Source organism: Georgenia ruanii, assembly GCF_009193175.1.
GTDB lineage: Bacteria > Actinomycetota > Actinomycetes > Actinomycetales > Actinomycetaceae > Georgenia > Georgenia ruanii.
The window spans coordinates 204,793-228,681 of sequence record NZ_VUKE01000005.1; the positions used below are offsets into that span (position 1 = coordinate 204,793).

At 71.9% G+C, this 23,889-nt stretch carries 23 protein-coding genes; 11 read left to right on the forward strand and 12 right to left on the reverse strand.

Translation table 11 applies throughout. From position 1 onward, the window contains the following. Nucleotides 1-57 precede the first annotated feature (57 nt). Nucleotides 58-1,410, forward strand: coding sequence for a protein kinase domain-containing protein (locus tag GD880_RS07560; protein ID WP_193314402.1), 1,353 nt, complete (start codon nt 58-60; stop codon nt 1,408-1,410). 60 nt (nt 1,411-1,470) lie between these two features. Here GD880_RS07560 and sucB read toward each other — a convergent pair whose 3' ends face one another. Both sucB and lpdA read right to left on the reverse strand, forming a co-directional pair. Beyond that, nucleotides 1,471-3,285, reverse strand: a complete 1,815-nt coding sequence (gene sucB / locus GD880_RS07565) for a 2-oxoglutarate dehydrogenase, E2 component, dihydrolipoamide succinyltransferase (RefSeq protein WP_152231006.1) — start codon at nt 3,283-3,285, stop codon at nt 1,471-1,473. A 24-nt stretch (nt 3,286-3,309) separates the two neighbouring features. Further along, complete coding sequence (gene lpdA / locus GD880_RS07570; RefSeq protein WP_152231007.1) at nt 3,310-4,689, reverse strand: dihydrolipoyl dehydrogenase; 1,380 nt, start codon at nt 4,687-4,689, stop codon at nt 3,310-3,312. A gap of 249 nt (nt 4,690-4,938) precedes the next feature. Here lpdA and GD880_RS07575 point away from each other — a divergent pair, with 249 nt between their 5' ends. Beyond that, nucleotides 4,939-5,187, forward strand: coding sequence for an oxidoreductase (locus GD880_RS07575; RefSeq protein WP_319593255.1), 249 nt, complete (start codon nt 4,939-4,941; stop codon nt 5,185-5,187). A gap of 103 nt (nt 5,188-5,290) precedes the next feature. Here GD880_RS07575 and GD880_RS07580 read toward each other — a convergent pair whose 3' ends face one another. Then, the gene (locus GD880_RS07580; RefSeq protein ID WP_152231009.1) at nt 5,291-6,766 is read right to left on the reverse strand and encodes a leucyl aminopeptidase; all 1,476 of its coding nucleotides are present in this window, start codon (nt 6,764-6,766) and stop codon (nt 5,291-5,293) included. A gap of 45 nt (nt 6,767-6,811) precedes the next feature. Here GD880_RS07580 and GD880_RS07585 point away from each other — a divergent pair, with 45 nt between their 5' ends. The 4 genes from GD880_RS07585 (at nt 6,812) to GD880_RS07600 (ending at nt 9,142) form a co-directional block, all read left to right on the forward strand. Next, complete coding sequence (locus GD880_RS07585; protein ID WP_152231010.1) at nt 6,812-7,165, forward strand: hypothetical protein; 354 nt, start codon at nt 6,812-6,814, stop codon at nt 7,163-7,165. Nucleotides 7,166-7,191: 26 nt separating this feature from the next. Further along, complete coding sequence (locus GD880_RS07590) at nt 7,192-7,656, forward strand: hypothetical protein (RefSeq protein ID WP_152231055.1); 465 nt, start codon at nt 7,192-7,194, stop codon at nt 7,654-7,656. 104 nt (nt 7,657-7,760) lie between these two features. Further along, on the forward strand, nt 7,761-8,660 hold the full coding sequence (locus GD880_RS07595) for an ornithine carbamoyltransferase (RefSeq protein WP_152231011.1): 900 nt from the start codon (nt 7,761-7,763) through the stop codon (nt 8,658-8,660). An 83-nt stretch (nt 8,661-8,743) separates the two neighbouring features. After that, nucleotides 8,744-9,142: a DUF2695 domain-containing protein gene (locus GD880_RS07600; RefSeq protein ID WP_152231012.1), complete on the forward strand. Its 399-nt coding sequence runs from the start codon at nt 8,744-8,746 to the stop codon at nt 9,140-9,142. 66 nt (nt 9,143-9,208) lie between these two features. Here GD880_RS07600 and GD880_RS07605 read toward each other — a convergent pair whose 3' ends face one another. The 4 genes from GD880_RS07605 to GD880_RS07620 form a co-directional block, all read right to left on the reverse strand. Further along, nucleotides 9,209-10,132 carry an RNA polymerase sigma-70 factor gene (locus GD880_RS07605; RefSeq protein WP_152231013.1) on the reverse strand — a complete coding sequence of 308 codons (924 nt, stop codon included), beginning with the start codon at nt 10,130-10,132 and terminating at the stop codon, nt 9,209-9,211. Further along, nucleotides 10,129-11,043, reverse strand: a complete 915-nt coding sequence (locus tag GD880_RS07610; protein ID WP_152231014.1) for an NAD-dependent epimerase/dehydratase family protein — start codon at nt 11,041-11,043, stop codon at nt 10,129-10,131. The genes GD880_RS07605 and GD880_RS07610 overlap by 4 nt, the downstream gene beginning before the upstream one ends. Nucleotides 11,044-11,209: 166 nt before the next feature. Continuing rightward, nucleotides 11,210-12,355, reverse strand: coding sequence for an RNA polymerase sigma factor (locus GD880_RS07615; RefSeq protein WP_152231015.1), 1,146 nt, complete (start codon nt 12,353-12,355; stop codon nt 11,210-11,212). A 5-nt stretch (nt 12,356-12,360) separates the two neighbouring features. Next, nucleotides 12,361-12,768: a YciI family protein gene (locus GD880_RS07620; protein ID WP_152231016.1), complete on the reverse strand. Its 408-nt coding sequence runs from the start codon at nt 12,766-12,768 to the stop codon at nt 12,361-12,363. A gap of 412 nt (nt 12,769-13,180) precedes the next feature. On the opposite strand from GD880_RS07620, the gene GD880_RS07625 reads away from it, so the two are divergent. From GD880_RS07625 to GD880_RS07635, 3 genes are all read left to right on the forward strand, one after another. Beyond that, entirely contained in the window at nt 13,181-13,786 is a 606-nt protein-coding gene (locus GD880_RS07625) for a carboxymuconolactone decarboxylase family protein (RefSeq protein ID WP_152231017.1), read from the forward strand. Nucleotides 13,787-14,185: 399 nt separating this feature from the next. After that, nucleotides 14,186-15,019 (forward strand): sulfurtransferase, encoded by an 834-nt coding sequence (locus GD880_RS07630; RefSeq protein ID WP_152231018.1) that lies wholly within the window; start codon nt 14,186-14,188, stop codon nt 15,017-15,019. Nucleotides 15,020-15,466: 447 nt separating this feature from the next. Next, complete coding sequence (locus GD880_RS07635) at nt 15,467-15,958, forward strand: GNAT family N-acetyltransferase (protein WP_152231019.1); 492 nt, start codon at nt 15,467-15,469, stop codon at nt 15,956-15,958. Nucleotides 15,959-15,981: 23 nt separating this feature from the next. On the opposite strand, the gene GD880_RS07640 is transcribed toward GD880_RS07635, so the two are convergent. Genes GD880_RS07640 through GD880_RS07650 form a run of 3 tightly spaced genes read right to left on the reverse strand, consistent with a single transcriptional unit; the run spans nt 15,982 to nt 18,927 of the window. After that, the gene (locus GD880_RS07640) at nt 15,982-17,502 is read right to left on the reverse strand and encodes a recombinase XerD (RefSeq protein ID WP_193314403.1); all 1,521 of its coding nucleotides are present in this window, start codon (nt 17,500-17,502) and stop codon (nt 15,982-15,984) included. Next, nucleotides 17,492-17,830, reverse strand: coding sequence for a helix-turn-helix domain-containing protein (locus GD880_RS07645; protein WP_152231020.1), 339 nt, complete (start codon nt 17,828-17,830; stop codon nt 17,492-17,494). Before GD880_RS07645 ends, GD880_RS07640 begins: the two co-directional genes overlap by 11 nt. Then, nucleotides 17,827-18,927 carry a tyrosine-type recombinase/integrase gene (locus GD880_RS07650; RefSeq protein WP_152231021.1) on the reverse strand — a complete coding sequence of 367 codons (1,101 nt, stop codon included), beginning with the start codon at nt 18,925-18,927 and terminating at the stop codon, nt 17,827-17,829. The genes GD880_RS07645 and GD880_RS07650 overlap by 4 nt, the downstream gene beginning before the upstream one ends. 384 nt (nt 18,928-19,311) lie before the next feature. On the opposite strand from GD880_RS07650, the gene GD880_RS07655 reads away from it, so the two are divergent. Next, nucleotides 19,312-20,208, forward strand: coding sequence for a hypothetical protein (locus GD880_RS07655; RefSeq protein WP_152231022.1), 897 nt, complete (start codon nt 19,312-19,314; stop codon nt 20,206-20,208). On the opposite strand, the gene istB is transcribed toward GD880_RS07655, so the two are convergent. Then, nucleotides 20,200-21,030, reverse strand: a complete 831-nt coding sequence (gene istB / locus GD880_RS07660; protein ID WP_152231023.1) for an IS21-like element helper ATPase IstB — start codon at nt 21,028-21,030, stop codon at nt 20,200-20,202. The genes GD880_RS07655 and istB overlap by 9 nt on opposite strands. Beyond that, a complete protein-coding gene (gene istA, locus GD880_RS07665; protein ID WP_152231024.1) occupies nt 21,027-22,391 on the reverse strand; it encodes an IS21 family transposase in 1,365 nt (454 codons plus the stop codon). Before istA ends, istB begins: the two co-directional genes overlap by 4 nt. Before the next feature lie 392 nt (nt 22,392-22,783). Between istA and GD880_RS07670 the strand changes: the two genes are divergently transcribed. Then, nucleotides 22,784-23,767: a S41 family peptidase gene (locus GD880_RS07670; RefSeq protein WP_152231025.1), complete on the forward strand. Its 984-nt coding sequence runs from the start codon at nt 22,784-22,786 to the stop codon at nt 23,765-23,767. Nucleotides 23,768-23,889: the final 122 nt, after the last annotated feature.

Below are 23,889 nucleotides of genomic sequence, written 5' to 3' on the forward strand. Positions count from 1 at the left end.
CCACAGGTCCGGCGGCCGGGGCGGCGGCGCCAACGCCGCCGGTGCTTCGCTGGCGCCATGCGCACCCTCCGCCGCCGTCCCGCCGGCCCGTCGCGGGCGCCGGTCGTGCCGGGCTACGACCTGCTGGCCCCGCTGGCCTTCGGCGCCACCGGCGCGGTGTGGTCCGGGCGCGACGCGGCTGGTCGGCCCGTCGCGGTGTCGGTGCTGCCGCTGCCGGCGGGGCCGCGCGGCGCGGCGCAGCTGCGCCGGCTCGGGCGGCTGCGGGAGGGACGGCACCCGCACCTGGCCCGGGTGCTCGACGTCGTCGGGCTCGACGCCGACCGGTGCGCGGTGGTCGCCGAGGTCGTCACCGGCCCCACGCTCGCCACGGTCCGGGCGGCACGCGGGCCGCTGCCCGTCGCCGAGGCGGCCGGGCTGCTCGCGGCGCTCGGGGCGGGGCTGGGGCACCTGCACGAACGGGGCCTCATCCACGGCGACGTCTCGCCGACGAACGTCGTCCTCGCCCCCGGCGGGGTGCCCGTGCTCGTGGACCTGGCCGGAGAGGGGGTGGTGGAGCGCGGAACCGCGGGCTTCGTCGCGCCCGAGCGGACGGGCGGCGCGCCGCCGAGCGCACCGGGGGACGTGTGGGCCCTCGCGCGCCTGGTGCTGTGGGTGGCCGGGGACGACGACGCGGTCGCCGCGGCGGTGGCGCCAGCGCTCGCCGCGGAGCCCGCGCGGCGACCCGGCGCCCGTGACCTGGCCGCCCGGGCACCGTCGCTGGCGCGGGCGGCGTCCGTGCGCCTGCCCGACGACGCCGACCTCGCCCAGGCGCAGCTGCGGGCGGGCGCGCACCAGGTGCCCACGCAGCTGACCGCCCCGCGGCGGCCGCGTCGGCGTCATGCCGCCGGGCGCCGGGGGCGGGTCATGGTGGCGGCCCTCGCCGCGCTGGCCGCGGTGGCGGGCGGCGTCTGGTGGACCGGGGCGCGGACCGACGCCGGCGCCGTCGACGCGTCCCGCGGCCCCGACGAGACGCAGCTGCGCCAGGTCGTCGCCGGGCTGCTCGAGCGGCGCGACCGCGCCCTGGCGGCGGGGGATCGCGCCGCCCTCGCCGCGCTCACGGTCGCCGGGTCGCCCGCCGCGCAGCAGGACGCCGCCCTGCTGGCACGGTTGCGGGCCGCCGGTGTGCGTGTGGAGGGACTGGGCACCGCGCTGGTGGCGCTGGAGGAGCGAGGGCGCGCCGGCGCCGGTGCCGGGCGCGTGCGGGTCGACGTCCAGGTGGTCACCCGCCAGGGCGGCTACGCGCTCGTGCCGGACGGGTCGGTACCGGTGACCGGCGGCGGCGGCTCCGAGGTGCCCGCGCAGGCGCCCCGGTGCGCCGTCCTCACCGTGCTGGGCCCGCCGTGGCGGGTGGAAGAGGTCGGCAGGTGCTGAGGTCGCGGGCACGAGCGGAGCCCCGCACCTGTGGGGTGCGGGGCTCCGGGGGTGTGTGGCTCAGAGGCCGAGCTCGGCCTCGAACGCGCCCTCCTCCAGGCGGGCCTTGACGGCCGTGAGGTACCGGCCGGCGTCGGCGCCGTCCACCAGGCGGTGGTCGTAGGTGAGGGAGAGGTACATCATCGACCGGATGCCGATGGTCTCGTTGCCCTCGGCGTCCTTGACCACGGCCGGGCGCTTGACGATCGTGCCCACCCCGAGGATCGCGACCTCCGGCTGGTTGATGATCGGCGTGTCCATGAGCAGGCCCGCCGAGCCGGTGTTCGTGATCGTGAAGGTGGAGCCGGACAGCTCGTCCGGGGTGACCTTGCTGTCGCGGGTGCGGGCCGCGAGGTCGTTGATCTTCTTGGCGATGCCGCCGATGGTGAGGTCGCCGGCGTCCTTGATGACCGGGACGAGCAGCCCGCGCGGGGTGTCGACCGCGATGCCGATGTGCTCGGCGCCGTGGTAGACGACCTGCTCGCCGTCGATGGTGGCGTTGAGCTTCGGGTGCGACTTGAGCGCCTCGGTCGCGGCCTTGACGAAGAAGGGCAGGAAGGTGAGCTTCGTGCCCTCCGCCGCCTGGAAGGCGTTCTTGGCACGGGCGCGCAGGGCGGCGATCCGGGTTACGTCGACCTCGACGACCGAGGTCAGCTGGGCGGAGGTGTCCAGCGACTCGCGCATGCGCTTGGCGATGACCTTGCGCAGGCGCGACATCTTCTCGGTCGTGCCGCGCAACGGGGAGACCTCCACCGGAGCCGGGGCGGCCGGGGCGGTCGGCGCGGCGGGCGTGGCCTGCGCGGCGGCGGCCTTCTCGGCCGCGGCCTTCTCCGCCGCCGCCTCCACGTCCTGCTTGCGGATGCGCCCGCCGACGCCGGTGCCGGTGACGGTCGCGAGGTCGACGCCCTTCTCGGCGGCGAGCTTGCGCACCAGCGGGGTGATGTAGGCGGTGCCCGCCGCGGCCGGGGTGGGCTCGGGCTGGGCCTGCGGCTGCGGGGCGGGCTTCGGCGCCGCGGGGGCCGCAGCCGGCGCCTCGGCCTTCGGGGCGGGGGCAGGAGCCTCGGCCTTCGGGGCGGGCGCGGGGGCCTCCGCCGGTGCGGCCGGAGCCTCCGCCTTCTCCTCGGCCTTCGGAGCCTCCGCGGCGGGCGCCGCCGCACCGGGCTGGCCGACGATCGCCAGGTCGGTGCCGACCTCGACGGTCTCGTCCTCCTGGACGAGGATCTTCACCACGGTGCCGGCCACCGGCGAGGGCACCTCGGTGTCCACCTTGTCGGTGGACACCTCCAGCAGCGGTTCGTCGACCTCGACGGTGTCACCCTCGGCCTTGAGCCAGCGGGTGACGGTGCCCTCGGTGACGGACTCGCCCAGCGCGGGCATCTTCACCGGCTCGCCGGAGGCCGCGCCGCCGTCCCCGGAGGGGGCTGCCTCGGTCGCCTCGGCCTTCGCCGCCTCGGGCTCCTTGGGCTCGGCGGCCGCGGGCTGGGCGGCCTCGACCTCCTCGGAGGCCGGCGCGGCGGTGGAGGTGGAAGGGGCGGTGTCCGGCTCACCGGAGGTGACCGTCGCGCCCTGCTCTCCGCCGCCAGCTTCGCCGGCGCCGGAGCCGTCGCCGATGATCGCCAGCTCGGCGCCGACCTCGACCGTCTCGTCCTCCTCCACGAGGATCTTCTCGACCACGCCGGCGACCGGCGAGGGCACCTCGGTGTCCACCTTGTCGGTGGACACCTCCAGCAGCGGCTCGTCGACCTCGACCGACTCGCCGACCGCCTTGAGCCACCGCGTGACGGTGCCCTCGGTGACGGACTCGCCCAGCGCGGGCATCTTCACGGACTCAGACATGTCCTGGGGTCTCCTTCGATCGGGTCAGTTGTGAGCGTGCAGCGGCTTGCCGGCGAGTGCAAGGGCGGCCTCGCCCAGCGCCTCGTCCTGGGTGGGGTGGGCGTGGACGAGGGAGGCCACGTCCTCGGGGTAGGCCTCCCAGCTCACCATGAGCTGGGACTCGCCGATCAGCTCGCCGACCCGCGCACCGAGCAGGTGCACGCCGACGATCGGGCCCTCCTTCTGCCGGACGAGCTTGACGAAGCCGGCGGTCTGGAGGATCTGGCTCTTGCCGTTGCCGGCGAGGTTGTACTCCACCGTCTCGACGCCGTCGGCGCCGTAGGCGTCCTTGGCCTGCGCCTCGGTCAGGCCGACCGACCCGACCTGCGGCTCGCAGTAGGTGACGCGGGGGATGGCGGTCTCCACCAGCGGCGCCGGGTTCAGCCCGGCGATCTCCTCGGCGACGAAGATGCCCTGCTGGAAGCCGCGGTGCGCGAGCTGCAGGCCGGGGACGATGTCGCCGACGGCGTAGACGTTGCCCACGCCGGTGTGGAGGCGCTCGTTGGTGAGCACGAAGCCGCGCTCCATCGGGATGCCGTTCTCCTCGTAGCCGAGGTTGGCCGTGGCCGGGCCGCGGCCGACCGCGACGAGGAGCACCTCGGCCTCGAGGGTCTTGCCGTCCTGGGTGGTGACGACCACGCCGTCGTCGTTCTGCGTGACACCGGCGAACATCGTCTTGGTGTGGAAGGCGATCTTGCGCTTGCGGAAGGCGCGCTCCAGGCCCTTCGACAGCGCCTCGTCCTCGTTCGGCACGAGGTGGGGGAGGCCCTCGATGATCGTCACGTCGGCGCCGAAGGAGTTCCACACCGAGGCGAACTCCACGCCGATGACCCCGCCGCCCAGGATGATCGCGCTCTTGGGCACGAAGTCGAGCTGGAGGGCCTGCTCGGAGGTGAGGACCCGGCCGCCGAGGTCGAGGCCGGGCAGGGACTTGGAGTACGAGCCCGAGGCCAGGATGACGTTCTTGCCGCGGTAGCGGGTGCCGTCCACCTCGACGGTGTCGGGGGCCGCGAGCCGGCCCCAGCCGGTGATGAGGTCGACCTTGCGCGAGGACACGAGGCCCTGCAGGCCCTTGTAGAGGCGGGCGACGACGCCGTCCTTGAAGCTGTTGACCCCGGACATGTCGATGCTGTCGAACGTCGACTGCACGCCGAAGTTCTTCGACTCGCGGATGGTGTCGACGACCTCCGCCGAGTGCAGCAGGGCCTTGGTGGGGATGCACCCGCGGTGCAGGCAGGTGCCGCCGAGCTTGTCGCCCTCGACCAGGGCCACCTTCAGGCCCAGCTGCGCCCCGCGCAGGGCGGCCGCATAGCCACCACTTCCCGCTCCCAGGATGACGATGTCGTACTCCTGCGTCTCTGCCACGTACCTCTCCTTGAGCGCTTTCGAGCCAGGCAGACCCCTCGTGGGCCATGGGCCTCGGTCATTGTTCCACCCCCCGCCCCGGAAGCACGAACCGTTCCATGCCAGGCCGGTCACAAATGGGCCGGGGGTGTGGGGCGATTCCCAGCGGTGCCCCAGGTCTCGCTCGTAGGCTGAGCGGCCATGCGGTTGTTCTCCCGGCGGCGCCGGCGTCCGGACCCCTCGGCGGGTCGGGAGGCGCGCGCCCGGACCATGGCGCACTTTCACGAGTTCGTCGCCACCCGGATCGGCGTGGAGGCGTACATCGAGCCGCCCACCGCGCACGACCCGCACACCGTGGTGCTCGTGGCCAGGTCGGGGGAGTGGACGCGGCGGCGGGTGCCCGACGTCCGGTCCGCCCGCGCCCTCGCCGCCGAGCTGGGCATCCCCATCTACGACGTCCACCTCACCGGCTACCCCGCGAGCATGCGGCGGTGGAGCTCGGCGAACCGGCGCCGCTGAGCAGCCGGGTGGCCCGGGCGCGCTCGGCGAACCGGCGCCGCCGAGCCGGGGCGTGGCCCGGGCACGCTCGGCGAACCGGGCCGGCGGCGTACCCGCCGCGCCGTCAGCGGGCGGCGGCGGCCTCGAGCAGGCCCAGGAGGGTCCGCAGGCCCATCCCGGTGCCGCCCTTGGACGTGTAGCCGTAGGGCGCCTTCTCGTTGTAGGCGGGACCGGCGACGTCGAGGTGGGCCCATGGGGTGTCGCCGACGAACTCCTGGAGGAACAGGCCCGCGACGAGCATGCCGCCGAACCGGTCGCCCATGTTGGCGATGTCGGCGATCGAGGACTTGAGCGACGGGCGCAGCTCCTCGGGCAGCGGCATCGGCCAGAACTCCTCGCCCACCGCCTCGGCCGCCGTGACGACGGCGCCGCGCAGGTCCTCGGTGCCCATGACGGCGCCGATCCGGGTGCCCAGCGCGGCGACCTGGGCGCCGGTGAGGGTCGCGATGTCGACGATGGCGTCAGGGCGCTCCTCGCGCGCGGCCACGAGGGCGTCGGCGAGGACCAGGCGGCCCTCGGCGTCGGTGTTGAGGACCTCGACGGTGGTGCCGTCGAGCATGGTGATGACGTCCGAGGGCCGCTGGGCGCCGCCGCCGGGCATGTTCTCGGCGAGGGCGAGCCAGCCGGTCACCCGCACGGGCAGGGCGAGCGCGGCGGCGGCCAGGACGGTGTGCAGGACGGTGGCGGCGCCCGCCATGTCGTCCTTCATCGTCTCCATGCTCTTGGCCGGCTTGAGCGACAGGCCGCCGGAGTCGAACGTGATGCCCTTGCCGACCAGGGCGTAGTGCGCCGCCGCCCGGGCGGGGGCGTAGTCGACCTTCACGAGGCGCGGCGGGCGGGCGGATCCCATCCCGACGGCGAGGATCCCGCCGTATCCGCCGGCCACCAGCTCCTGCTCGTCGAGCACGGTCACGGTGACGTCGGTGCCCGCGGCCGCCGCGCGCGCCGCCTCGGCGAAGGTCTCGGGGTACAGGTGCCGCGGGGAGGCGTTGATCAGGTCGCGGGTGGCGCGCACGCCGTCGCCCACGGCCACGGCCCGGGCCAGCGCCGCCTGGGCCTCCTTGGTCTTGGCGGCCGGGGTGGCCAGCTCGAGGCGGGCCACGGGGGCCGGGTCGCTGGTCTTGTAGTGGTCGAAGCGGTAGGCGCCCATCAGCGCGCCCTCGGCGACGGCGCCCACCTGGGCGGCGTTCTCGGCGGGCAGCGCGAGGACGGCGTGCTCGGTGCCAGCCAGGCTGCGGGTCGCCGCCCCGGCCGCCCGGCGCAGCGCCTCGAGGCCGGGCCGGTCCGTCACCTTGCCGACGCCGGTGAGCACGACGACGGTCGCCGCCAGGTCCTCGCCGGCGGGCACGCGCACGACCTCGTCCGCCTTGCCGGTGACGCCGAGCGCAGGCAGCAGCGTGTCCAGCGCCGCGACCGCCTTGGCCGGCATGGGCTCGGCGGTGAGGATGCGGGCGCCGTCGTCGGTGCCAGCGACGGCGAGGACCAGGGCGTCGGCGTGCGCGCGGGCGGGGTTCTTGGGGCTCAGATTCAGGTCGGTCACCCCCCGGATGCTAGTCCGCGCCCGTCCGGGCGGTAATCTCCCGGGGTGCAGCTGACGGTCACCATCACCGCGGTCCTGGTCGGTCTCCTGGGCATCTGGGCCCTGTGGTTCACGATCGTCGACCGCGCCGTCATCCTGCGCCAGCTGCTCGCCGGCGCGGTCGTCGAGCTCGCGCTGCTCGCCCAGGTCGTGGTCGGCCTGGTCAGCCACGCGCAGGGGCACCAGGCGGCCGACCCGTGGACGTTCTGGGGCTACGTCGTCACCGCGCTCTTCCTGCTGCCGGTGGCGGCGGCGTGGGCGTTCGCGGACCGGACGCGGTGGAGCTCGGTGGTGCTGCTCGTCGCCTGCGTGGCGTTGCTCGCCATGCAGGCCCGGGTCTGGCAGGTGTGGACGGCGTGAGCGCGAAGGACGAGGACGGGGAGCACATGGGCGAGCAGACGACCGACCGGCTGGTCACGACGCCGACGACGGACACCCGGCGGCCGGCGTACGGCCTGGGGCGGGTCCTCATCCTGGTCTACGGCATCTTCGCCGTGGCCGCCTCCGCCCGCGCCAGCGTGCAGCTCCTGCGGAACGCCGCCGAGGCGCCGCTGGCCTACTCCCTCTCGGCCCTGGCCGGCGTGGTCTACATCGTCGCCACCGTCGCGCTGGCGCACAACGGCCGCCGCATGCGCCGGGTGGGCTGGATCGCCGTCGTCTTCGAGCTCGTCGGGGTCCTCACCGTCGGCACGCTGAGCCTGTGGCACCCGGAGCTGTTCCCGCACGACACCGTGTGGTCGCGCTACGGCAGCGGCTACGGCTACGTGCCGGCCGTGCTGCCGCTGCTCGGCATCGCGTGGCTGTGGCACTCCAGCCCGGCGCGGGTGGTCGCGCGCGCCGAACGGGCCTGAGCCCCGGCCCTGCGCGCCAGGGTGCAGACCCTCGGGGCTGGGCCCGGTCGAGCCCGGCCCGCCCCGGCCTGAGAACCGGACGGGGGCTGCGGTAGGTTGCTCCGGTGCCGCACGCCCGGACCCTGCTCTCGCTCCTCGACCTCCCCCGTACCGAGATCGAGCGACTGTGGCTCGCGTCTGCCGGCTGGAAGGAGCAGCGCTCCCGCCGCCGCGAGCGCTTCGCCGACCGCAGGGTGGCGACCATCTTCGACGGTCCCGCCCTGCGCACCCGCCTCGCCTACGACACCGCCATCGACGCGGTGGGCGCCCACCGCGTCGACCTGCCGCTGGTGCTGGGCGAGCGCGAGCCCATCGCCGACACCGCGGCGATCCTCTCCGACGCGGTGGACGCCGTCGTCGTGCGCGCGCCGGAGCACACCGACGTCCTCGCCCTGGCGGAGGCGTGCCAGGTGCCCGTCATCAACGCGATGACCGACCGGGGACACCCGGTCGAGGTCTTCTCGGAGGCGTTCAGCGTCCTCGAGCGCCGCGGGCCGATCGACGACGTCGTGCTCACCTTCGTCGGCGAGGACTCCAACGTGCTGCGCTCGTGGTGCGAGCTCACCGTCGGGTTCGAGCTGCAGGTGCGCCAGGTGTGCCCGCCCGGGCACTCCCTGGCGGAGGACTTCCTCGACGCGCTCGACGAGCGACGCCCGCGCGGCAGTGTGACCGTCACCCACGACCTGACCGAGGGGCTGGCCGGCACCGACGTCGTCTACACCGACGCCTGGCCGCGGGCGGCGCGCAAGCCCGGCCGGCGGCGCACCACCTTCGAGCCGTACCGCATCACCACCGACGTGCTCGACGCCGCGGGCGCGGACGTGCTGTTCATGCACGCCATGCCCGTGCACCGCGGGGACGAGGTGACCGCCGAGGCGTTCGCCGACCGGCGGTGCATCACCCTGGCCGCCAAGCGGAACCTCGCCCCGACCCACGCCGCCATCGTGGAGCGGGCGCTGGCCTGAGCGCCCCGATGTCAGTGCCCCGCGCCACTCTTGACACAGGCGTTCGAGCAACGGGCTCGGCGGCGGCGCGGGGAGGGACGGCCATGTCGGTCGACGAGGGCGTGCACATGCTGGAGCTGGAGCTGGCGGGCCTGGCGGAGTCACTGACCGCGCCGCGGCTGGGGGAGTGCCTCATGTGCTTCGCCAACCGGATGGTGGCCGAGTTCGGCTGCGACCACACGCTGCGGTGGTCGCGCCGGTACCAGCAGCTGCAGGCGCCGCAGGCGTACGGGCTGCGCCGCCGGCTCCTGAGCCAGGGCATCTGCTGCGACTGCGACATCTTCGCGCGCGGCTGGGACGTCACGGTCGCGACGGTGGTGGACCGGGGGACCGGACAGGAGTGCTGGCCGCCCGAGGTGACGGGGTGCCGCCGGGTGCGGCGGGGGTCGACGCGGCCGTGCACGCTATGGGCGCCGCGCGGCGGGGTGTCCGGGCGCTGGTAGGCGGACCCGGCCGGGGTGCCGCACCCACTCGACAGCACGGCGTGGGCACCGCAGCGACGGGCCTGCTCAATCGGTGAGCCGGCGCGCCCGGTTCGCCTCGCGGTTGACGGCCCAGGCGTCGGCCACCGGGCCGAGGTGCCCGAGCTTGTCGGGATTGACGACCCCGCGGATCGCCTGGATGCGTCCGTCGAGCACCTCGAGCGACAAGGTGGCGACCACCTTGCCGCCGCCGTCGCGCACGATGGCGCCCGGCTGGCCGTTGATCGTGTGCGGCTGGAGCCCCCCGCCGATCCGGAGGAAGCCGGGGACGGTCCCGGCGAGCACCCTGACCACCTTCTCGGCGCCGAAGATGCCGCTGCCCCACATCGGGGCCTTGCCCCCGCCGTCGCCGACCAGCTGCACGTCGGCCGCGAGCAGCTCACGCAGCCCGTCGACGTCGCCCACCCGCAACGCGTCGAAGAACCGGGCCGCCAGCTCCTCACGTGCCCGGCGGTCCGCCTCGAACCGGGGGCGGCCCTCGTCCATGTGTCGCCGGGCCCGCTCCGCGAGCTTGCGGCACGCCGTCTCGGACCGGCCCACCACAGCGGCGACCTCGGGAAAGCCGAACCCGAACACCTCCCGCAGCACGAACACCGCCCGCTCGAGCGGGCTCAGCCGTTCGAGCAGCAACAACGCCGCCATCGACACCGAGTCGGCCAGCTCGGCCGACCGGGCGGGGTCCTCGTACGGGTCGGCCAGCAACGGCTCGGGGAACCACCGGCCGACGTAGTGCTCGCGCCGGTGGCGGGCTGAGCGCAGCACGTCGATGGCGATCCGGGTGACGACAGCCGAGAGGTAGGCCTTGGTCGAGATCGGCGGCGTCACGACGGCGTAGTAGCGCAGCCACGTCTCCTGCACCGCGTCCTCAGCCTCGCTGACGCTGCCGAGGATCCGATAAGCGATCGCGAACAGCAGCGGCCGCAGCTCCTCGAACTCCTCGGCGCGGCTCACGCCAGCTCCGCCCGGAAACCCTGCCGCCACGAGGGGTAGCGCAACGTCCAGCCCAGCTCCCGCTTGGCCTTGGCGTTCGAGAAGGCGCGCCCCTCGGTCATCATCTCGACCGCCATCTTCCCGGCCAGCAACCGGGCCAGCCAGGCCGGCACCCGCCGCGGCGGCCGCGCCCCGGCGCACTGCGCCAGGTAGGGCAGCCATTCGCTGACCGGGGCCGGGTCGTCGTCGACGACGTTGAACACGCCCCTCGCTTCCTTCTCCACCGCCAGGGCGGTCGCGCTCGCCGCGTCGTCGAGGTGCACCCACGAAAAGTAGCCGGTGCCGTCGCCGACCAGTGGCAACAGCCCCTTGCGCACCATGGCGACCTGGTCGTCGTTGGCGCCGGGTCCGTAGAACCCGCCGTAGCGCAGCACCGTGCCACCGGCGCCCGCCACCGCATCCTCGAGGTGGTTGATCGCCGTCGTGCCCTCCACCACCTCGAGCGGATCCTCCTCGCTCTTGACCCATCCGCCGGTGCGCACCCCGTTCATGCTGGCGTGGCCATGCGTGATGACATGGGCGACGCCGGTCGCCTCCGCCGCCGCCAAGAGGTTGTCGATGCCCTCCGTGCGGAGGCGGTTGGTGAGGGCGAAGAAGCGGTCGGCCCTCCGCAGGTTCGGCTTGCCCGCGTGGGCCGCGGACAGCGCCGTCATCTGGTTGACGATCACGTCCGGCCGGGCCGCGGCCACCAGCTCGCCGACCGAGGCAGCGTCCAGCCCGTCCATCACCACACCCTCCGCACCCAGCTGCCGCAGCAGCCCCAGCTTGGTCGGGCTCGTCGTCGTCGCCGTGACCTCATGGCCCCGCGCCACCAGCTGAGGCACCAGCCGCCGTCCGAGGACCCCGGACCCGCCTGCCACGAACACTCGCATCTCGTCACCCTCCCGATCTCGTTTCTCGTTTCTCGCTGGTCGCCATCAGGACGAGACAGCCGGCCCGGGTGTGACATCGGGTGTGCCTGCGGGATGTCGCCTGGCCGGCGGGGCGCTCGATCGTCCCGCCGGGACCGCCCTGGGCAGGCGTGGGCGCAGGTGTCACTCAGCCGCGGAGCACCGCGTTGAGCCGGGCGGCCTGGAGGGTGAGGTGGTCGCGCTCGGGGAGGTTCGGCGCGAGCCGGGCCGCCTCGGCGTAGAGCCGCGCCGCCGTCGCCGCGTCGCCGGCACGCTCGTGCAGGTAGGCCGCGGCGGCCGCTCGGCGGGGCAGGGCGGGGTCCAGCCCCGCCAGGGCCGCCAGGCCGGCCTGCGGGCCGTCGGCCTCGCCGACGGCGACCGCCCGGTTGAGCCGCGCCACGGGACTGCCCGTGAGCCGCACCAGCTCGTCGTACCACTCGACGATCTGCACCCAGTCGGTCTCCTCCGCGCTCCGGGCGTCGGCGTGGAGCGCGGCGACGGCGGCCTGGGCCTGGAACTCACCGAGCCGGTCCCGGGCCAGGGCCCGTTGGAGCACGTCGACGCCCTCGGCGATCAAGCCGGTGTCCCACAGGCTGCGGTCCTGCTCGACGAGGGGGACCAGGCCGCCGTCCGCGCGGGTGCGGGCCGGGCGGCGCGCGTGATGGAGCAGCATGAGGGCCAGCAGCCCGGCCACCTCCTCGTGCTCGATGTGCGCGGCCAGCTGGCGGGTGAGCCGGATGGCCTCGGCGGCGAGGTCGACGTCGCCGGAGTACCCCTCGTTGAAGACGAGGTAGAGCACGCGCAGCACCGTGGCAACGTCACCGGGCCGGCCGAGGCGGACGCCGGCGACGGTCCGCTTGGCGCGGCTGATGCGCTGCGCCATGGTCGCCTCGGGCACGAGGTAGGCCTGGGCGATCTGCCGGGTGGTGAGCCCGCCGACGGCGCGCAGGGTGAGGGCGACGGCCGAGGCCGGTGTGAGGGCCGGGTGGGCGCACAGGAAGTACAGCCACAGGGTGTCGTCCATCTCCGCGGCGGGACCCGGCAGAGGCTCGGCCTCGACGCGCGCTTCGCGCCGACGGCGGGTGGCGTCGGCGCGGGCCGCGTCGAGGAACTTGCGCCAGGCGACGGCGACGAGCCAGCCCTTGGGGTCCCGGGGAGGGGCGTCCGGCCAGACGCGGAGGGCCTCGATGAGGCTGTCCTGCACGGCGTCCTCGGCCGCCGCGAAGTCGGCTCCGCGGCGGACGAGGACAGCGATCACCTCGGGGCTGAGGGTTCGCAGGTGGGCCTCGTCCACTCAGGTCACTCCGTGACGGTCGGCGGGGCCATGAGGAAGGGACGCAGCTCGAGCCACTCGTGGATCGGCTTGCCACCGGCGCCCGGGGCGGCGGACAGCTCGCCCGCCAGCTCAAGCGCACGCTCGTAGCTGTCGACGTCGATGACCATCCAGCCGGCGATGAGATCCTTGGTCTCCGGGAACGGGCCGTCGGTGACCGGCGGCCGGCCCTCGCCGTCGTAGCGGACGAACGTGCCCTCGGGGGAGAGGGCCTGTCCGTCGACGAACTCGCCGGTCGACTCGAGCCGGGCCGCGAAGTCGTTCATGTACTGGATGTGGGCGGCGACCTCCTCCGGCGTCCACTGGTCCATGGGCACGTCGTTGACCGCTGCCGGGGCGCCGCGGTAGTGCTTCAGCAGTAGGTACTTGGCCATCGTGTTCACTCCTTCGTGCGGTACGGCCCATTGTGGGCCGCGTTCACCCTGGGACGGAGCGGGGCGCGGGTTCTCGACATCGGATAGCCGGGAATCTCCCGGCGGCGATGCGTCCGCGCGCTCGCGGCCAGCGGGAGCCACGCATCTGCTCCAGGGAGAAGGAACCGTAGACGGCGTGGACTGACTGCCTCCGCCGCCGCCCATATCTCGTCCAGACGGTGCCTCTGCGCGTACGTGTGGGCGTGGCGCTCCCACGGGCCGATTCTGACCGCCAGTGACCACGCCGGGACCGCGGCCGCAGCGGGCCCAGCGCCGGCATCGCGTGAGCTGGCGCTTCGACCGGCTCGGGACTGTCACAATCCATCGTCGTGATTCGTCTTGGTGTCGAACCCACCGACAACTGGAGGCGATCATGACCAGCGACACCCGCGTTCCACGCACCGACCTCACCGGCGTCTACGGCCTGCTGCTCAAGCTGGGGATGCGCAAGATGCTCGGCGACGTGCCGGCAGGCGCCGAGGTGATGTGGCACCATCCCGCCGTCTTCAAGGACATGATGCGGGTCGGCGGACGGACGGAGAAGTGGGACCGTCTCGACCGCAACCTGGCGTCCTTTGCGACGATGGCGGCCGCATCCGAGATCGGCTGCAGCTTCTGCCTGGACTTCGGATACTTCATGACCCACAACAAGGGCCTCGACGAGGTCAAGGCGCGTGAGGTCCCGCGGTGGCGGGAGTCCGACGTCTTCACGCCGCTCGAGCGACAGGTCATGGAGTACGCCGCGGCGATGTGCCAGACGCCGCCGACCGTCACGGACGCGATGTCGGCGGCGTTGCTCGAAGCTCTCGGGGCGGCGGCGCTGGTTGAACTGACCGCCAGGGTCGGTTTCATGAACCTGAGCGCACGGACGAACGTCGCCCTCGGTATCCGCTCGGAGGAGTATGCCGCGGCCTGTGGCCTGCGTCCGCTGGCGGTCCCGGCGACGCCTGGAGGGTCCGCGACATACTCGTCCCGTTAACGGGCTTCGTACGTCGTTCGGAAGCGGGCGGGCGGCACAGCACCCAGGCGAAGCCGACGTGTTCTGCCAGCTCTGTGATCAGGTATCGCCGCCTTCCTGCGGGCCCGCCGACGATCACCATCGTCGGCGGACCCGCAGGCGCCTGGCCGGACGGCCATCGGCGTCCAGCACAAGGACGCCACCAGTCGAAGTGCCCTGATGCGGTCGAGATCGGGGCGCTTCAGCGGGCTTCTCTGGGCGCCGGATTCGGGATCGGTGTCCGCACCGGCCAAGCATCGAAATCGCGGGGCCGCGGTCGGACCCGAGCTGCGGCCGGCGGGGCTAGCTGAGCGAACTCCGCGTCTCACATAGTGCGATGGTGTTGCTCACCATGTGGACACCGGGTCTATTGTGCACCGTATGGACGACGGCCGAATGTGCCAAGACCTTCCGCCTTTCGTTGATGTGGAGTGGCTCGAAGCGCGGGGGAGCGACGTTGTCACCGCGGACGCTCGGTGGTATCTCGACGGCGCGTCAGGACGTGCCGCATACGACGATGGCCATCTTCCGGGTGCAGTGTTCGCCGACCTCGACGCATCGCTGTCGGCAAGTTCCGGATCACGCGGACTGAACCCGCTTCCTGACCCAGAGGTGTTTGCACACGGAATGTCCTCCCTGGGCATTGGCGACGACACGACCGTCGTCGCCTACGACGATGCCGGGGGAGTCATCGCCGCGCGGCTCGTGTGGATGCTACGAGCGCTCGGACGCCGGGCGGCACTTCTCGACGGCGGCCTCGGCGCATGGAGGGGGCCGCTGGAAACGAATCCCGCGGAGCCGACGCCGGCGACCTTCACGCCGTCTCCATGGCCCCGGGCCCGCATAGCCGAGCTCGAGGACATCACGGCAGGGGCCGGCATCGTCATCGACGCCCGCAACGCCGACCGCTTCGACGGCAGGCACCAGCTGCCCACTGACCCCCAAGCCGGCCACATCCCCGGCGCCGTGAACGTTCCGTGTCGTCAGAACCTCAGCCCTGACGGACGCCTGCGCCCGATCGCCGAGATTCGAGCAGCGTTCGCGAACGCAAGGGTCGAGGACGCCACCACCGTCATCTCCTACTGCGGTTCCGGCGTCACGGCGTGCCACAACCTCCTCACTCTTGAGCAAGCAGGACTCGGTCTCGGCCGCCTCTATGTGGGTGGCTGGTCAGAGTACGCGGCCGATCCTCGCCGCCACGCCGAGCTGGGCTGACCGAGACCCGCGCACCGCATGGCGCGACTACGGGCTGCAACCTGCAGGTCGGGGCCATCGCACGGCCGTCCCGGGGAGGGTCATCCAGGGTGACGTGAGCGCCGCCATCAGGAACCCGGAAGTTAGCTATTCCGGGTGCAGCGGGCCTAGTCGAGCGTCAACCACGCGTGGCTACGCAGGGAGCTGCGTCCCTGGCTGGGTAGTAACGGCGGCGCGATCGATATCGCGGTTCCGCGCAAGCCAGGCCGCGCGACATGACGGACCTCCCGCCTCACGGGTCCGCGGAGGAGGGGCGGAGGTCGCGAGCGACTCAACCAACCGAGGTCGGCCATTACTGGCACCCCTGCGTATCAGCATTCGTCGGATTCGAGGTGTGACGATGAGTGGGGAGAGCCGAGGATGCCGCCTTCCTAGTTCGCCGGAGGTGATTTCCGTACTGTCGGCTCCATGAGTGGCACGTTCGCTATCCGTGAGCCGAGTGTCGATGACGCGGACGGCGTGGCTGAGGTACATAACCGTGGGTGGCGGGAAGCCTATGGACAGCTTCTCCCCGAGGAGTTCTACGACGATGCGGCGCTCCAGAGGCGCAAGAAGTCTTGGCGCAGCCTGCTGGGCCAAGGTGAACCATCGCTGCGGTTGTTCGTTGGCGAGGCTGAGGGACGGATCGTCGGGGTGGGGCTCGCAGGCAAGAGCCGGGAGCAGAACCCGGCTCGCGACCTCGAGCTCCGTACGCTCTATGTCATCTCGCCCTACTACGGCAGCGGTGTTGCGCAGGCGCTTCTCGACGCTGCCATCGGCCAAGAACGCGCCCAACTTTGGGTCGCCCGCGATAATCCTCGAGCGCAGGCCTTCTATCGCCGCAACGGTTTCACCATGGATGGTGCCGAGAAGGTGGACAAGGACATCGACAACCTCGTTGAGGTGCGCTTCGTGCGTTGACCTGGTCTCTGATTCCGACGCCGCTACTGCGGTTCGTAACTGGGCGCGCGGCGTCCCGCGTAACGGGCCCAGGACTCAGCCGCTTCTTGGGCGTGTTTGAAGGCGACTTGGTGGCTGTAGCCGAGGGCGTCGGCGACGACTGGCGGTGGGACCTCGGTGACCAGGTCGGCGAGGGCGCGGTTGCGGGCGCCGAGAAGGTTGACGCCGAGGTCACGGAGCCTGTGCATGAGCGTGTCGGGGTGGAGGTGGCCGCCGGCACGTGTGCTCGGGAAGAGCCAGGGGCTGTCGGGTCCGGCGGCTGTGTTGAGGTTCGGCCGGTTGTTGAGGTGGTCGCGCAGCAGGTCGGCGAACGGAGCCGGCACGGGTGTGGCGTGCTTACCCAGGGCGACATAGAGCTGGTTGTCCCGGGCCGAGAGGTCGCTGGCGCGGAGGGCGGCGACCCGGACGAGGGGTTGGGCGTAGAGCAGCAGGAGGATGCCGGCGGCGCGGTAAGGGAGGGACTCGCTCGTTCCGGTGAGCAGCTCAGCGAGCCAGGCCAGCCGCTGGTCCTGGGTCAGTGAGGGGCTGGTGCGCGCCTTGCGGTGCCCGATCTCGATGCGCGTATTGATGCGGGTCTTCTTGGCGAAGACGAAGAAGGTGCGGATGAGGTGTCGGGTCGTGGGACCGGGGGCGAGATAGGCGTCGACGTCCTGCTGGGTGCAGGTCGCCGCGGTGCGCTGGTGGGTGGTGTCGAGCCAGGTGAGGAACTTGATGGTCTCGGTGATCTGCTGCTTGGCCGCGTGGACCGGGCCCCGCGTGGCAGCCCCGGCGGCGGCCTTGTCGCGGATGCGGTTGAGGTGGTGCCAGGTGGCGAACTGCTCGACCGGTTGGGCGACGTGGCGCGGCAGCGGGGCGAGCTTGTCCCGGATCCAGGTCTCGAAGCGCGCGAGGTAGGGGTCGCGGTGGGGGAGCAGGCGGTGGTGGACGAGCAGGGCGCGGAGGTGCTCGACGTGGTGGCCGTGCCCCTGTGTGTCGAGCCCCTCGTGCGTCATGGGTGTCTGGCCGGTGGCGAGGGAGCGGAGGAGAGCGTGGACCTTGGTCGAGCGCTTCCAGGTGAAGATGCTCTCTGGTCTCTCCGAGGCACAGAGTGCGTCGACCAGCCGTCGCATGAGGTCTGGTTCCGCCGCTGGGGTGACGAGTTCGGCGGTGAGGTCCTCGCGCAGGGCGCAGCGGGCGCAGAGACCGCCGCGGCGGTAGAACTCGCCCTCGTGCCCGCACCGGGTGCAGTGGAAGTCCTGGGCGATGCCGGCGCAGGGTCCGCACGTCGGCGCGCCGCCGTCGGTGGGAGGACCGGGGAGCAGTCGGTCCTCGCCGCAGGTGGGGCAGGTGCCGCGGGTGCGGGTGGCCCGGTAGAAGCAGGTCCCGCAGATGGGTCCCTCGGGCCACTGGGTGCGGGCCTTGCCGGCGGCGCGGTGGCAGCGGGCGCAGGTGACTGCGCCGGTGGTGCGGGGCCGGCCGCGGGTGGTTGACCGGGGCGTGAGCCCGGCCGGCTGCTCAATGGTCATCGTCGATCACTCGGGCGCGGCGGGGCCTGGCCGCGCGGGCCAGGTCGACGACGTTCGGCGCCGGGGAGGTGCCGGTCTTCCTCTTCCGGGCGTCGGCGGCGGTGACGGTGATGAGGTCCTCGGGGCCGCAGCCGAAGATGTCGCAGATCGCGGCGATGAACTGCAAGGAGACGCGTTCCGGACGTTGGTTGACCAGCCGGTAGACCTGTGGGCGGGAGAGCTCGACGCCGCGTTCGGCGAGCAGGGGGATCAGGTCGGTGGTGCTGTGCAGGCCGCGAGCGGCCATCAGCTCGGCCAGGCGCCAGGTGTAGTCGACCGTGCGTCTCATGAGGATCCTCCCGGGGTGCCGACGGCCTCGCCGACGGTGCGCTCCAGCGCGGCCTTGAGGGTGGCGTTGCGGAAGTCGGAGCTGACGAACTGGTAGATCCCGGTGGTCGAGGCATGCTCGTGGCCCATCTGGTGCTGGACGAACATCGGGTCCCAGCCGTCCTCGAGCAGGTGGGTGGCGTAGGAACGCCGCAGGGAGTGCAGGTCGAGCCCGTCCGGCAGGTCGAGCTCCTCGCAGTAGCGGCGCAGCCGCCGGATCAGCGTCGACTCCGAGACCAGGCCGCCGCGTTCGCTGGGGAACAGGTCGTTCGTCTCGAGCGCGCCGCGGCCGTTGGCCAGCCAGTCCTCGAGGATGCCGGGGGTCCAGGAGAAGACGGTCAGGACGCTGCGGGGCTTGTGCGGGGAGGCGCGGCGGGACTTGCCGTAGCGCACCTTGCACACCCCGTACCGCCCGAAGCGCCGGGCGTGAGGGTTGGTGGCGAAGTCGACCGTCTGCAGGTGGCGCAGCTCGTTGAACCGCAGCCCATAAGAGTAGGCGACCTTGAGCATGACGGAGTCGCGGTAGGCCGGCTGCCAGCCCTTCCGACCGGAGGCGGCGATGCGCGCGACCTCGTCGTCGGCGTGGTCGAACAGCCGCTGCAGCTCCTGTCGGGTGTAGGGCCGCTTGCTGGGCCGGCCCTCGTACTCCTGAACGTGGGGAGCGGTGTTCCACTCGAAGAAGACCTGGGCCGGGTGGGTGCCGAAGAGCTGCTCGCAGACCCGGTCCCAGCCGTAGTCCGGGTTGGCGATGTAGGAGGTGAAGTGGCGCAGCGCGGACTGCTGGCCCCGCAGCGTGGAGTGGCTCAGTCGTCTGACGGAGCGCAGGTCGGCGAAGTACTCCTCGACCATCGCCGGCGTCCACTTCCAAGGGAACTCGTTGACGTGGTCGATGAAGCGTCGGACGTAGCGGATGCGCTGGTCGATGGTGCCGAACTGCAGGTTCCGGGACAGCTGCTGGTTGCGCCAGCCGTCGAGCATTTCCTCGACCGTCTGCTGCTCCGGATGGAGCAGGGGGACCGAGCCCACCAGCCGCACCCGACCCGCCTCATCGACCGCCACGCGAACCCCGATTCCTGTATCAGCAGATGCATCAATGCTTCATCAGATGCATCATTGCCGCAACACTGCAGGTCAGCGCGTTGCGCCACGCCACGCAATGACCGTCGTCAACGTGGGGCCATGCCCACGCCGCCGGCTGGCTACACGAGGTCACGCCACAGCAAAACCGCAGGTCAGCGGGGCGTCAGCCGACCATCGAGGGGAGCGGCAGAGGGGAGGGCGAGCCGCCCCGGCAATGATGCATCGGATGAGATACGCAGACTATGGTCTGACATAATGCACATTATCGGATCGGAACCAGGACGAGCCAGAACACATGAGAGTGTCGGTCCCGGCGCGCTCATGACTGGCGTCGGTGGGCTGGCGCGGTGCCAGTATGTCTTCGTGCCCGATGTCGCCGACTTCTTGCGTGCCCCGGTGGCCGCGCTGATGTTCGTCCTTGCCAACCGTGCCGGACTCGGTGCAAATGACCTGGCCAATCCCGCCACCGCGTCGGTCCTGGCGTCCACGGCGTTCGACGAGCTCAATCCGTGGTCCGGGAGCGATGATCGGCCGGCTGCGCGTCGAGCCCGCGCGCTGGAGCTGGTGAAGCCGCTGCGCCCCTTCGTCGACACCGTCATCAACGATTCCCGGAACGCTTGGTGGTCGGCTCCTGGGAGCCGCTCCCGCCAACTCCACCTCACCGATGACGACCGAGTCGATCCCATGCGTGTCGGCACCCCGACTGGGCCGGTAACTGGTTGGGAGATCTACGCGCAGAAGCCGGAACACCGAGTTGAGACCTCTACCGAACTACCCGTGGCTCCCGGCGAAACCGTCATCTCCGGTGCCCATGCCGGGCTCGCCTATGGGCCTGGAGACTGGTTCCCCGACTACCCGGTGAAGCAGACGCGACTGCGCGTGTCCGACGACGCGCGGGTCTACGAGATCAACCGCCCGGAGGACTGGCACGGCCTCGTGATGCGATACGGGGACCCGGACTCATACCGGGGGGCGAGCGAGCAGCTGCTGGATGCCGCGGGCGTCGATCACGGACTCGCACCGACCTGGAGCGCCGTCGCTGCAGACTGGGACGGCGTGCATCTGACGTTGGCGGGCATGCTCACCAGCATCTACGTGCCGGTGGGCGCCGCTGGCACCACAACGACCCTGTGGGCGTGGGAGTTCGAGCGCACCCTGTGGCTGAAGCCGGTGTTCACCGCGGCCACTCTGATGCCGCTCGCTGATCTTCCCCAGGGGTGCTCGTTGAAATTCCCCACCCGGAGGCGGGTGTCACTGTAGCGGTCGTGCGGTGCCGGTGGTGGCTCGGCGGAGGGTGTCGGTGGCGGCGTGGTGGGCGCGGAGGCGGTAGGAGTCGCCGTCGAGGTTGAGCACGACGGAGCGGTGCAGGAGCCGGTCGAGCATGGCGGCGGCGACGGTGGTGTCGCCGAGGACCTCGCCCCAGGAGGCGACGCCCCGGTTGGTCGTGAGGATGATCGAGGTCTTCAGGTACCGCTGGGAGACGACCTGGAAGAGCGCGGAGGCGGCCTCGGCGGGTAGCGGGAGGTAGCCCAGCTCGTCGATGACGAGCAGGGTGGGGCCGGCGAAGAAGCGCATGGTGTAGGCCCAGCGGCCCTCGATGGCGGCCTTGTGGCATCGGGCGGCCAGGTCCGCGGCGGTGGTGAAGTAGGTGCGGTAGCCGGCCTCGGCGGCCTTGCGGGCGAGCCCGACGGCGAGGTGGGTCTTGCCGACCCCGGGCGGGCCGACGAGCAGGACGTTGGTGGCGGTCTCGAGGTAGCGGCAGGTGGCGAGCTCGTTGATCAGGGCCGGGTCCAGGCCAGGGGCGGCGTCGAGGTCGAAGCTCTCGAGGGTGGCCGGGGAGGGCAGGGAGGCGAACCGGAGCCGGCCGGCGAGGCGGCGGGCCTCGGTGTCCTCGACCTCGAGGGCGAGGAGGCGCTCGAGCGCGGCGGTGACCGTGAGGCCCTCGGCGGTGGCCTGGTCCAGGACGGCGGGCAGGTGCTCGGCTGCGGCGGTGAGCTTCAGGGCGGCGAGGTGGCCGCGGAGCTGCTGGTAGAGCGAGGCCTGGGAGGGGCTCATCGGCTCGGTCGTGGTCGTGGTGGTCATGTCAGGGTGTTCCTTCCTTCGGCAGCTTGGGCGTAGCGGGACAGGTCGATGACCACCGCGCCGGCCTCGGCACCGGCGGCAGTGGTCTGGGTGGTGCGGAGCTTCTCGGCGGCGGCCAGGGCGGCCGGGCCGGGCGGGATGCGGACCTTGCTCCGGTGCGGGACCTGGGAGGTGGCGGCCTTCATCGCCTCGGTGTTCAGCGCGGTGACGTGGCCGTGGTCGCGGACCATCACCCCGGCGCCGGGGGCGGCGAGGCGGTGCCGCGCCACCACGACCGCGGCGGCGCCCTCGTCCTTGCCGGCGGGGGCGATGTCGAGGTGTCCGGCGCCGAGCCGCACGGACACGGTCACGGTGGTGCGGGCGAGCTCGGGCGGGACGGAGTAGAAGTTCCCGGCGTAGGCCACCAGCGCCTGCGCAGAGACCCTCCGCGTCACGGTCACCGTCGCGGGGAACGGCGCGGCGGGGACCGGGGCGAGCGGCTCGGCGGCGGCGACGGTGGCCACCGAGGACCGCCCATCTGCGGTGGCCCGCAGGCGGGTGTCGCCGCGGGCCTGGCACCACTTGTCCAGCCGCGCCTGGGCATCCTCGATCGTGACCTCGTCGGGCAGGGTGCGCCAGAACCGCTGCGCGGCGACGTGGACGGCCTTCTCCACCACGCCCTTGCGGTTCCCGCGCCGCGGCGGGCAGATCGAAACCTGGACCCCGTAGTGCTTCGCCACGGCGGCAAAGGTCGCGGTGACCCTCCCGGTCGGGGGGTGGCACACGGTGGCCATCCGGTCGAACCGCCAGGACCGGCTCACCCCGCCCAGGGCGCGGGTGATGCGGTCGATCCCGGCGATCAGGTGGGCCTGCTCCTCCGACTCCAGCAGCACCCCGCGCCACCTGCCGGAGTGGGCCAGCACGCCGACGAGGAGGTGGGCGTTCTTGCCCCATCCCCACGACTTCGGCGGGTCGGGCAGCTCGACCCAGTCCCACTGGGTCTCCTCCCCGGCAGGGTGCTCGATCACCGCCACCGGGCGACCCTTCGTGGGCCGGCACGCCTCGCACTTCGGGCGCAGCGCCCTCGTGCGCAGCTGCCGGGTGAAGGTCGGATACGACCCGGTGTAGCCGAGCTCGACCACCTCATCGAACAACGTTGTCGCCCACAGGTGCGGGTCCTCGGCCAGGCGCCGGCGGCAGTACTCCACGAACGGCTCGAACGGGTCCGCGGTGGTGCGCTTACGCACGCCCGGCTCGCGGTCGCCGGCGAGGTAGGCGCGGATGGTCTTGCGGTCACGGCCCAGGTGCCGGGCGATCGCGGAGATCGTCCAGCCCTGGCGGTGCAACGCGTGCGCGTCGATGTCGTCCTCCCGTGTCAGCATGACGTGGGGCTCCCTCGAGGTGATGGCTGGTGGTCAGAGACCGCCATCGTCGAGGGGGCCCCGCCGTCGTCGGCGGAGCCACACGGGTGGGGAATTTCAGTGAGCAGGTCTGGGGAGATTCATCTGAGCGTCATCAACTCCCCTGCCCCCGCTCGAGGAAGCGCCGTACGGCTCCGTCGTCCTCAACCCCTGGTAGTCCAACGCCAGGTCGCTCCGAAGCCTCAGTTGCACGGGCACGCGTGCGGCCGGCCGGCTACTCGTCACCCTCGAATACGTCGCCTTACCGGTAACCAACGGGAGTTGCAGCAGATGCAAGAACTCCCGGCTCCCGTCGATCTGAGCGTCATCGTCAACTCCCGCACCTGACGCCAAAAGCCCGTAGAATTAGACTGATGACTGGCGGGCAAAGACGACTGATTCCAATTGCGGTCGCTGCATGTGCCATGTCAGCAGCATTGGTAGCGACTAACAGCGCGCCCCGCCAGGATGCCCGCGAGTATCTTGCCGAAGTTCTGCCGGTGCTCGAGCAAGGCATCTACGCCGAGGGCGAGCAATGGCAGGACGTTCTAAGTGCCGCGTCGCGGGAGGCCGCCAATGCGGCCGAACCGCAGGACCTGTACCGGATCATCTCCATCCTGACGAGGACGGCCGGCGGTAACCACAGCCGCTTCGAGCCGCCGACAGAGGACGGCTTCATCGCAGCCTTGGGCACCAGTACGTCCGAGTTCATCGCACCGACGGTTCGCGTGGAAGACGGCATAGGAATCATCACCATCCCCGCCGTAACCGCCCTTGATCAACGGCTTTTCAGTATCTACGTGCACGACGCGCTCGCCGGGATCATGTCGCACCAGCATGAGGTGACGCGTGGGTGGATCATCGATCTCACCGCGAATACGGGCGGAGGTTTTGCCCCCATGCTCCTCGCGCTGTCGCCTCTGCTGAACGCCGGGGACCTGCTCGAGGTGGCCTACCCGGACGGGAAGGTCGATCCGGTGACCAAGAGCAGCCTGCGGGATTACTTGGTTTGGAATGGCGACCCCTATACGTCAGGCCTTCTCGACCTCCACGTCGAACAGGCTCTACCGATCACTGTCCTCCAGTCAGGGTTCACAGCCAGCGCGGCGGAAGGGACCCTGTTCGCACTGATGACTCAGCCGAACACACGCTCGTTCGGCCAGCCCACAGGCGGATTCACCACGGCCAACGACGTCGTGCCACTTCCAGACGAAGCCTTCATCGTCATCTCGGTCGGATACATGCGCCCGCCACACGGTCTCGCTCTCGACGCACCGATCAACCCAGACGTGACCACCCTAAGAGGCGACGAGATGCGAAAAGCCACAGAGTGGCTAAGGGGGAAATCAGCCGACTAATTCCTGCCGGGAGGCCGCACCCCGCGGGCCCGGCCTTTCGGCCGGCTCCAAGCCGAGCGCAGCGCCACTTCGGGCCGCGTTGAAGTCACTCCCGCTCAGTTGATATCCGCCCTAGCCGTCAA

Coding starts and splice junctions, on each gene's coding strand:
- GD880_RS07560 (WP_193314402.1), top strand. CDS start 58: ATGCGCACCCTCCGCCGCCGTCCCGCCGGCCCGTCGCGGGCGCCGGTC.
- sucB (WP_152231006.1), bottom strand. CDS start 3,285: ATGTCTGAGTCCGTGAAGATGCCCGCGCTGGGCGAGTCCGTCACCGAG.
- GD880_RS07575 (WP_319593255.1), top strand. CDS start 4,939: ATGGCGCACTTTCACGAGTTCGTCGCCACCCGGATCGGCGTGGAGGCG.
- GD880_RS07590 (WP_152231055.1), top strand. CDS start 7,192: ATGGGCGAGCAGACGACCGACCGGCTGGTCACGACGCCGACGACGGAC.
- GD880_RS07600 (WP_152231012.1), top strand. CDS start 8,744: ATGTCGGTCGACGAGGGCGTGCACATGCTGGAGCTGGAGCTGGCGGGC.
- GD880_RS07610 (WP_152231014.1), bottom strand. CDS start 11,043: ATGCGAGTGTTCGTGGCAGGCGGGTCCGGGGTCCTCGGACGGCGGCTG.
- GD880_RS07620 (WP_152231016.1), bottom strand. CDS start 12,768: ATGGCCAAGTACCTACTGCTGAAGCACTACCGCGGCGCCCCGGCAGCG.
- GD880_RS07625 (WP_152231017.1), top strand. CDS start 13,181: ATGACCAGCGACACCCGCGTTCCACGCACCGACCTCACCGGCGTCTAC.
- GD880_RS07630 (WP_152231018.1), top strand. CDS start 14,186: ATGGACGACGGCCGAATGTGCCAAGACCTTCCGCCTTTCGTTGATGTG.
- GD880_RS07635 (WP_152231019.1), top strand. CDS start 15,467: ATGAGTGGCACGTTCGCTATCCGTGAGCCGAGTGTCGATGACGCGGAC.
- GD880_RS07640 (WP_193314403.1), bottom strand. CDS start 17,502: ATGACCATTGAGCAGCCGGCCGGGCTCACGCCCCGGTCAACCACCCGC.
- GD880_RS07645 (WP_152231020.1), bottom strand. CDS start 17,830: ATGAGACGCACGGTCGACTACACCTGGCGCCTGGCCGAGCTGATGGCC.
- istB (WP_152231023.1), bottom strand. CDS start 21,030: ATGACCACCACGACCACGACCGAGCCGATGAGCCCCTCCCAGGCCTCG.
- istA (WP_152231024.1), bottom strand. CDS start 22,391: ATGCTGACACGGGAGGACGACATCGACGCGCACGCGTTGCACCGCCAG.
- GD880_RS07670 (WP_152231025.1), top strand. CDS start 22,784: ATGACTGGCGGGCAAAGACGACTGATTCCAATTGCGGTCGCTGCATGT.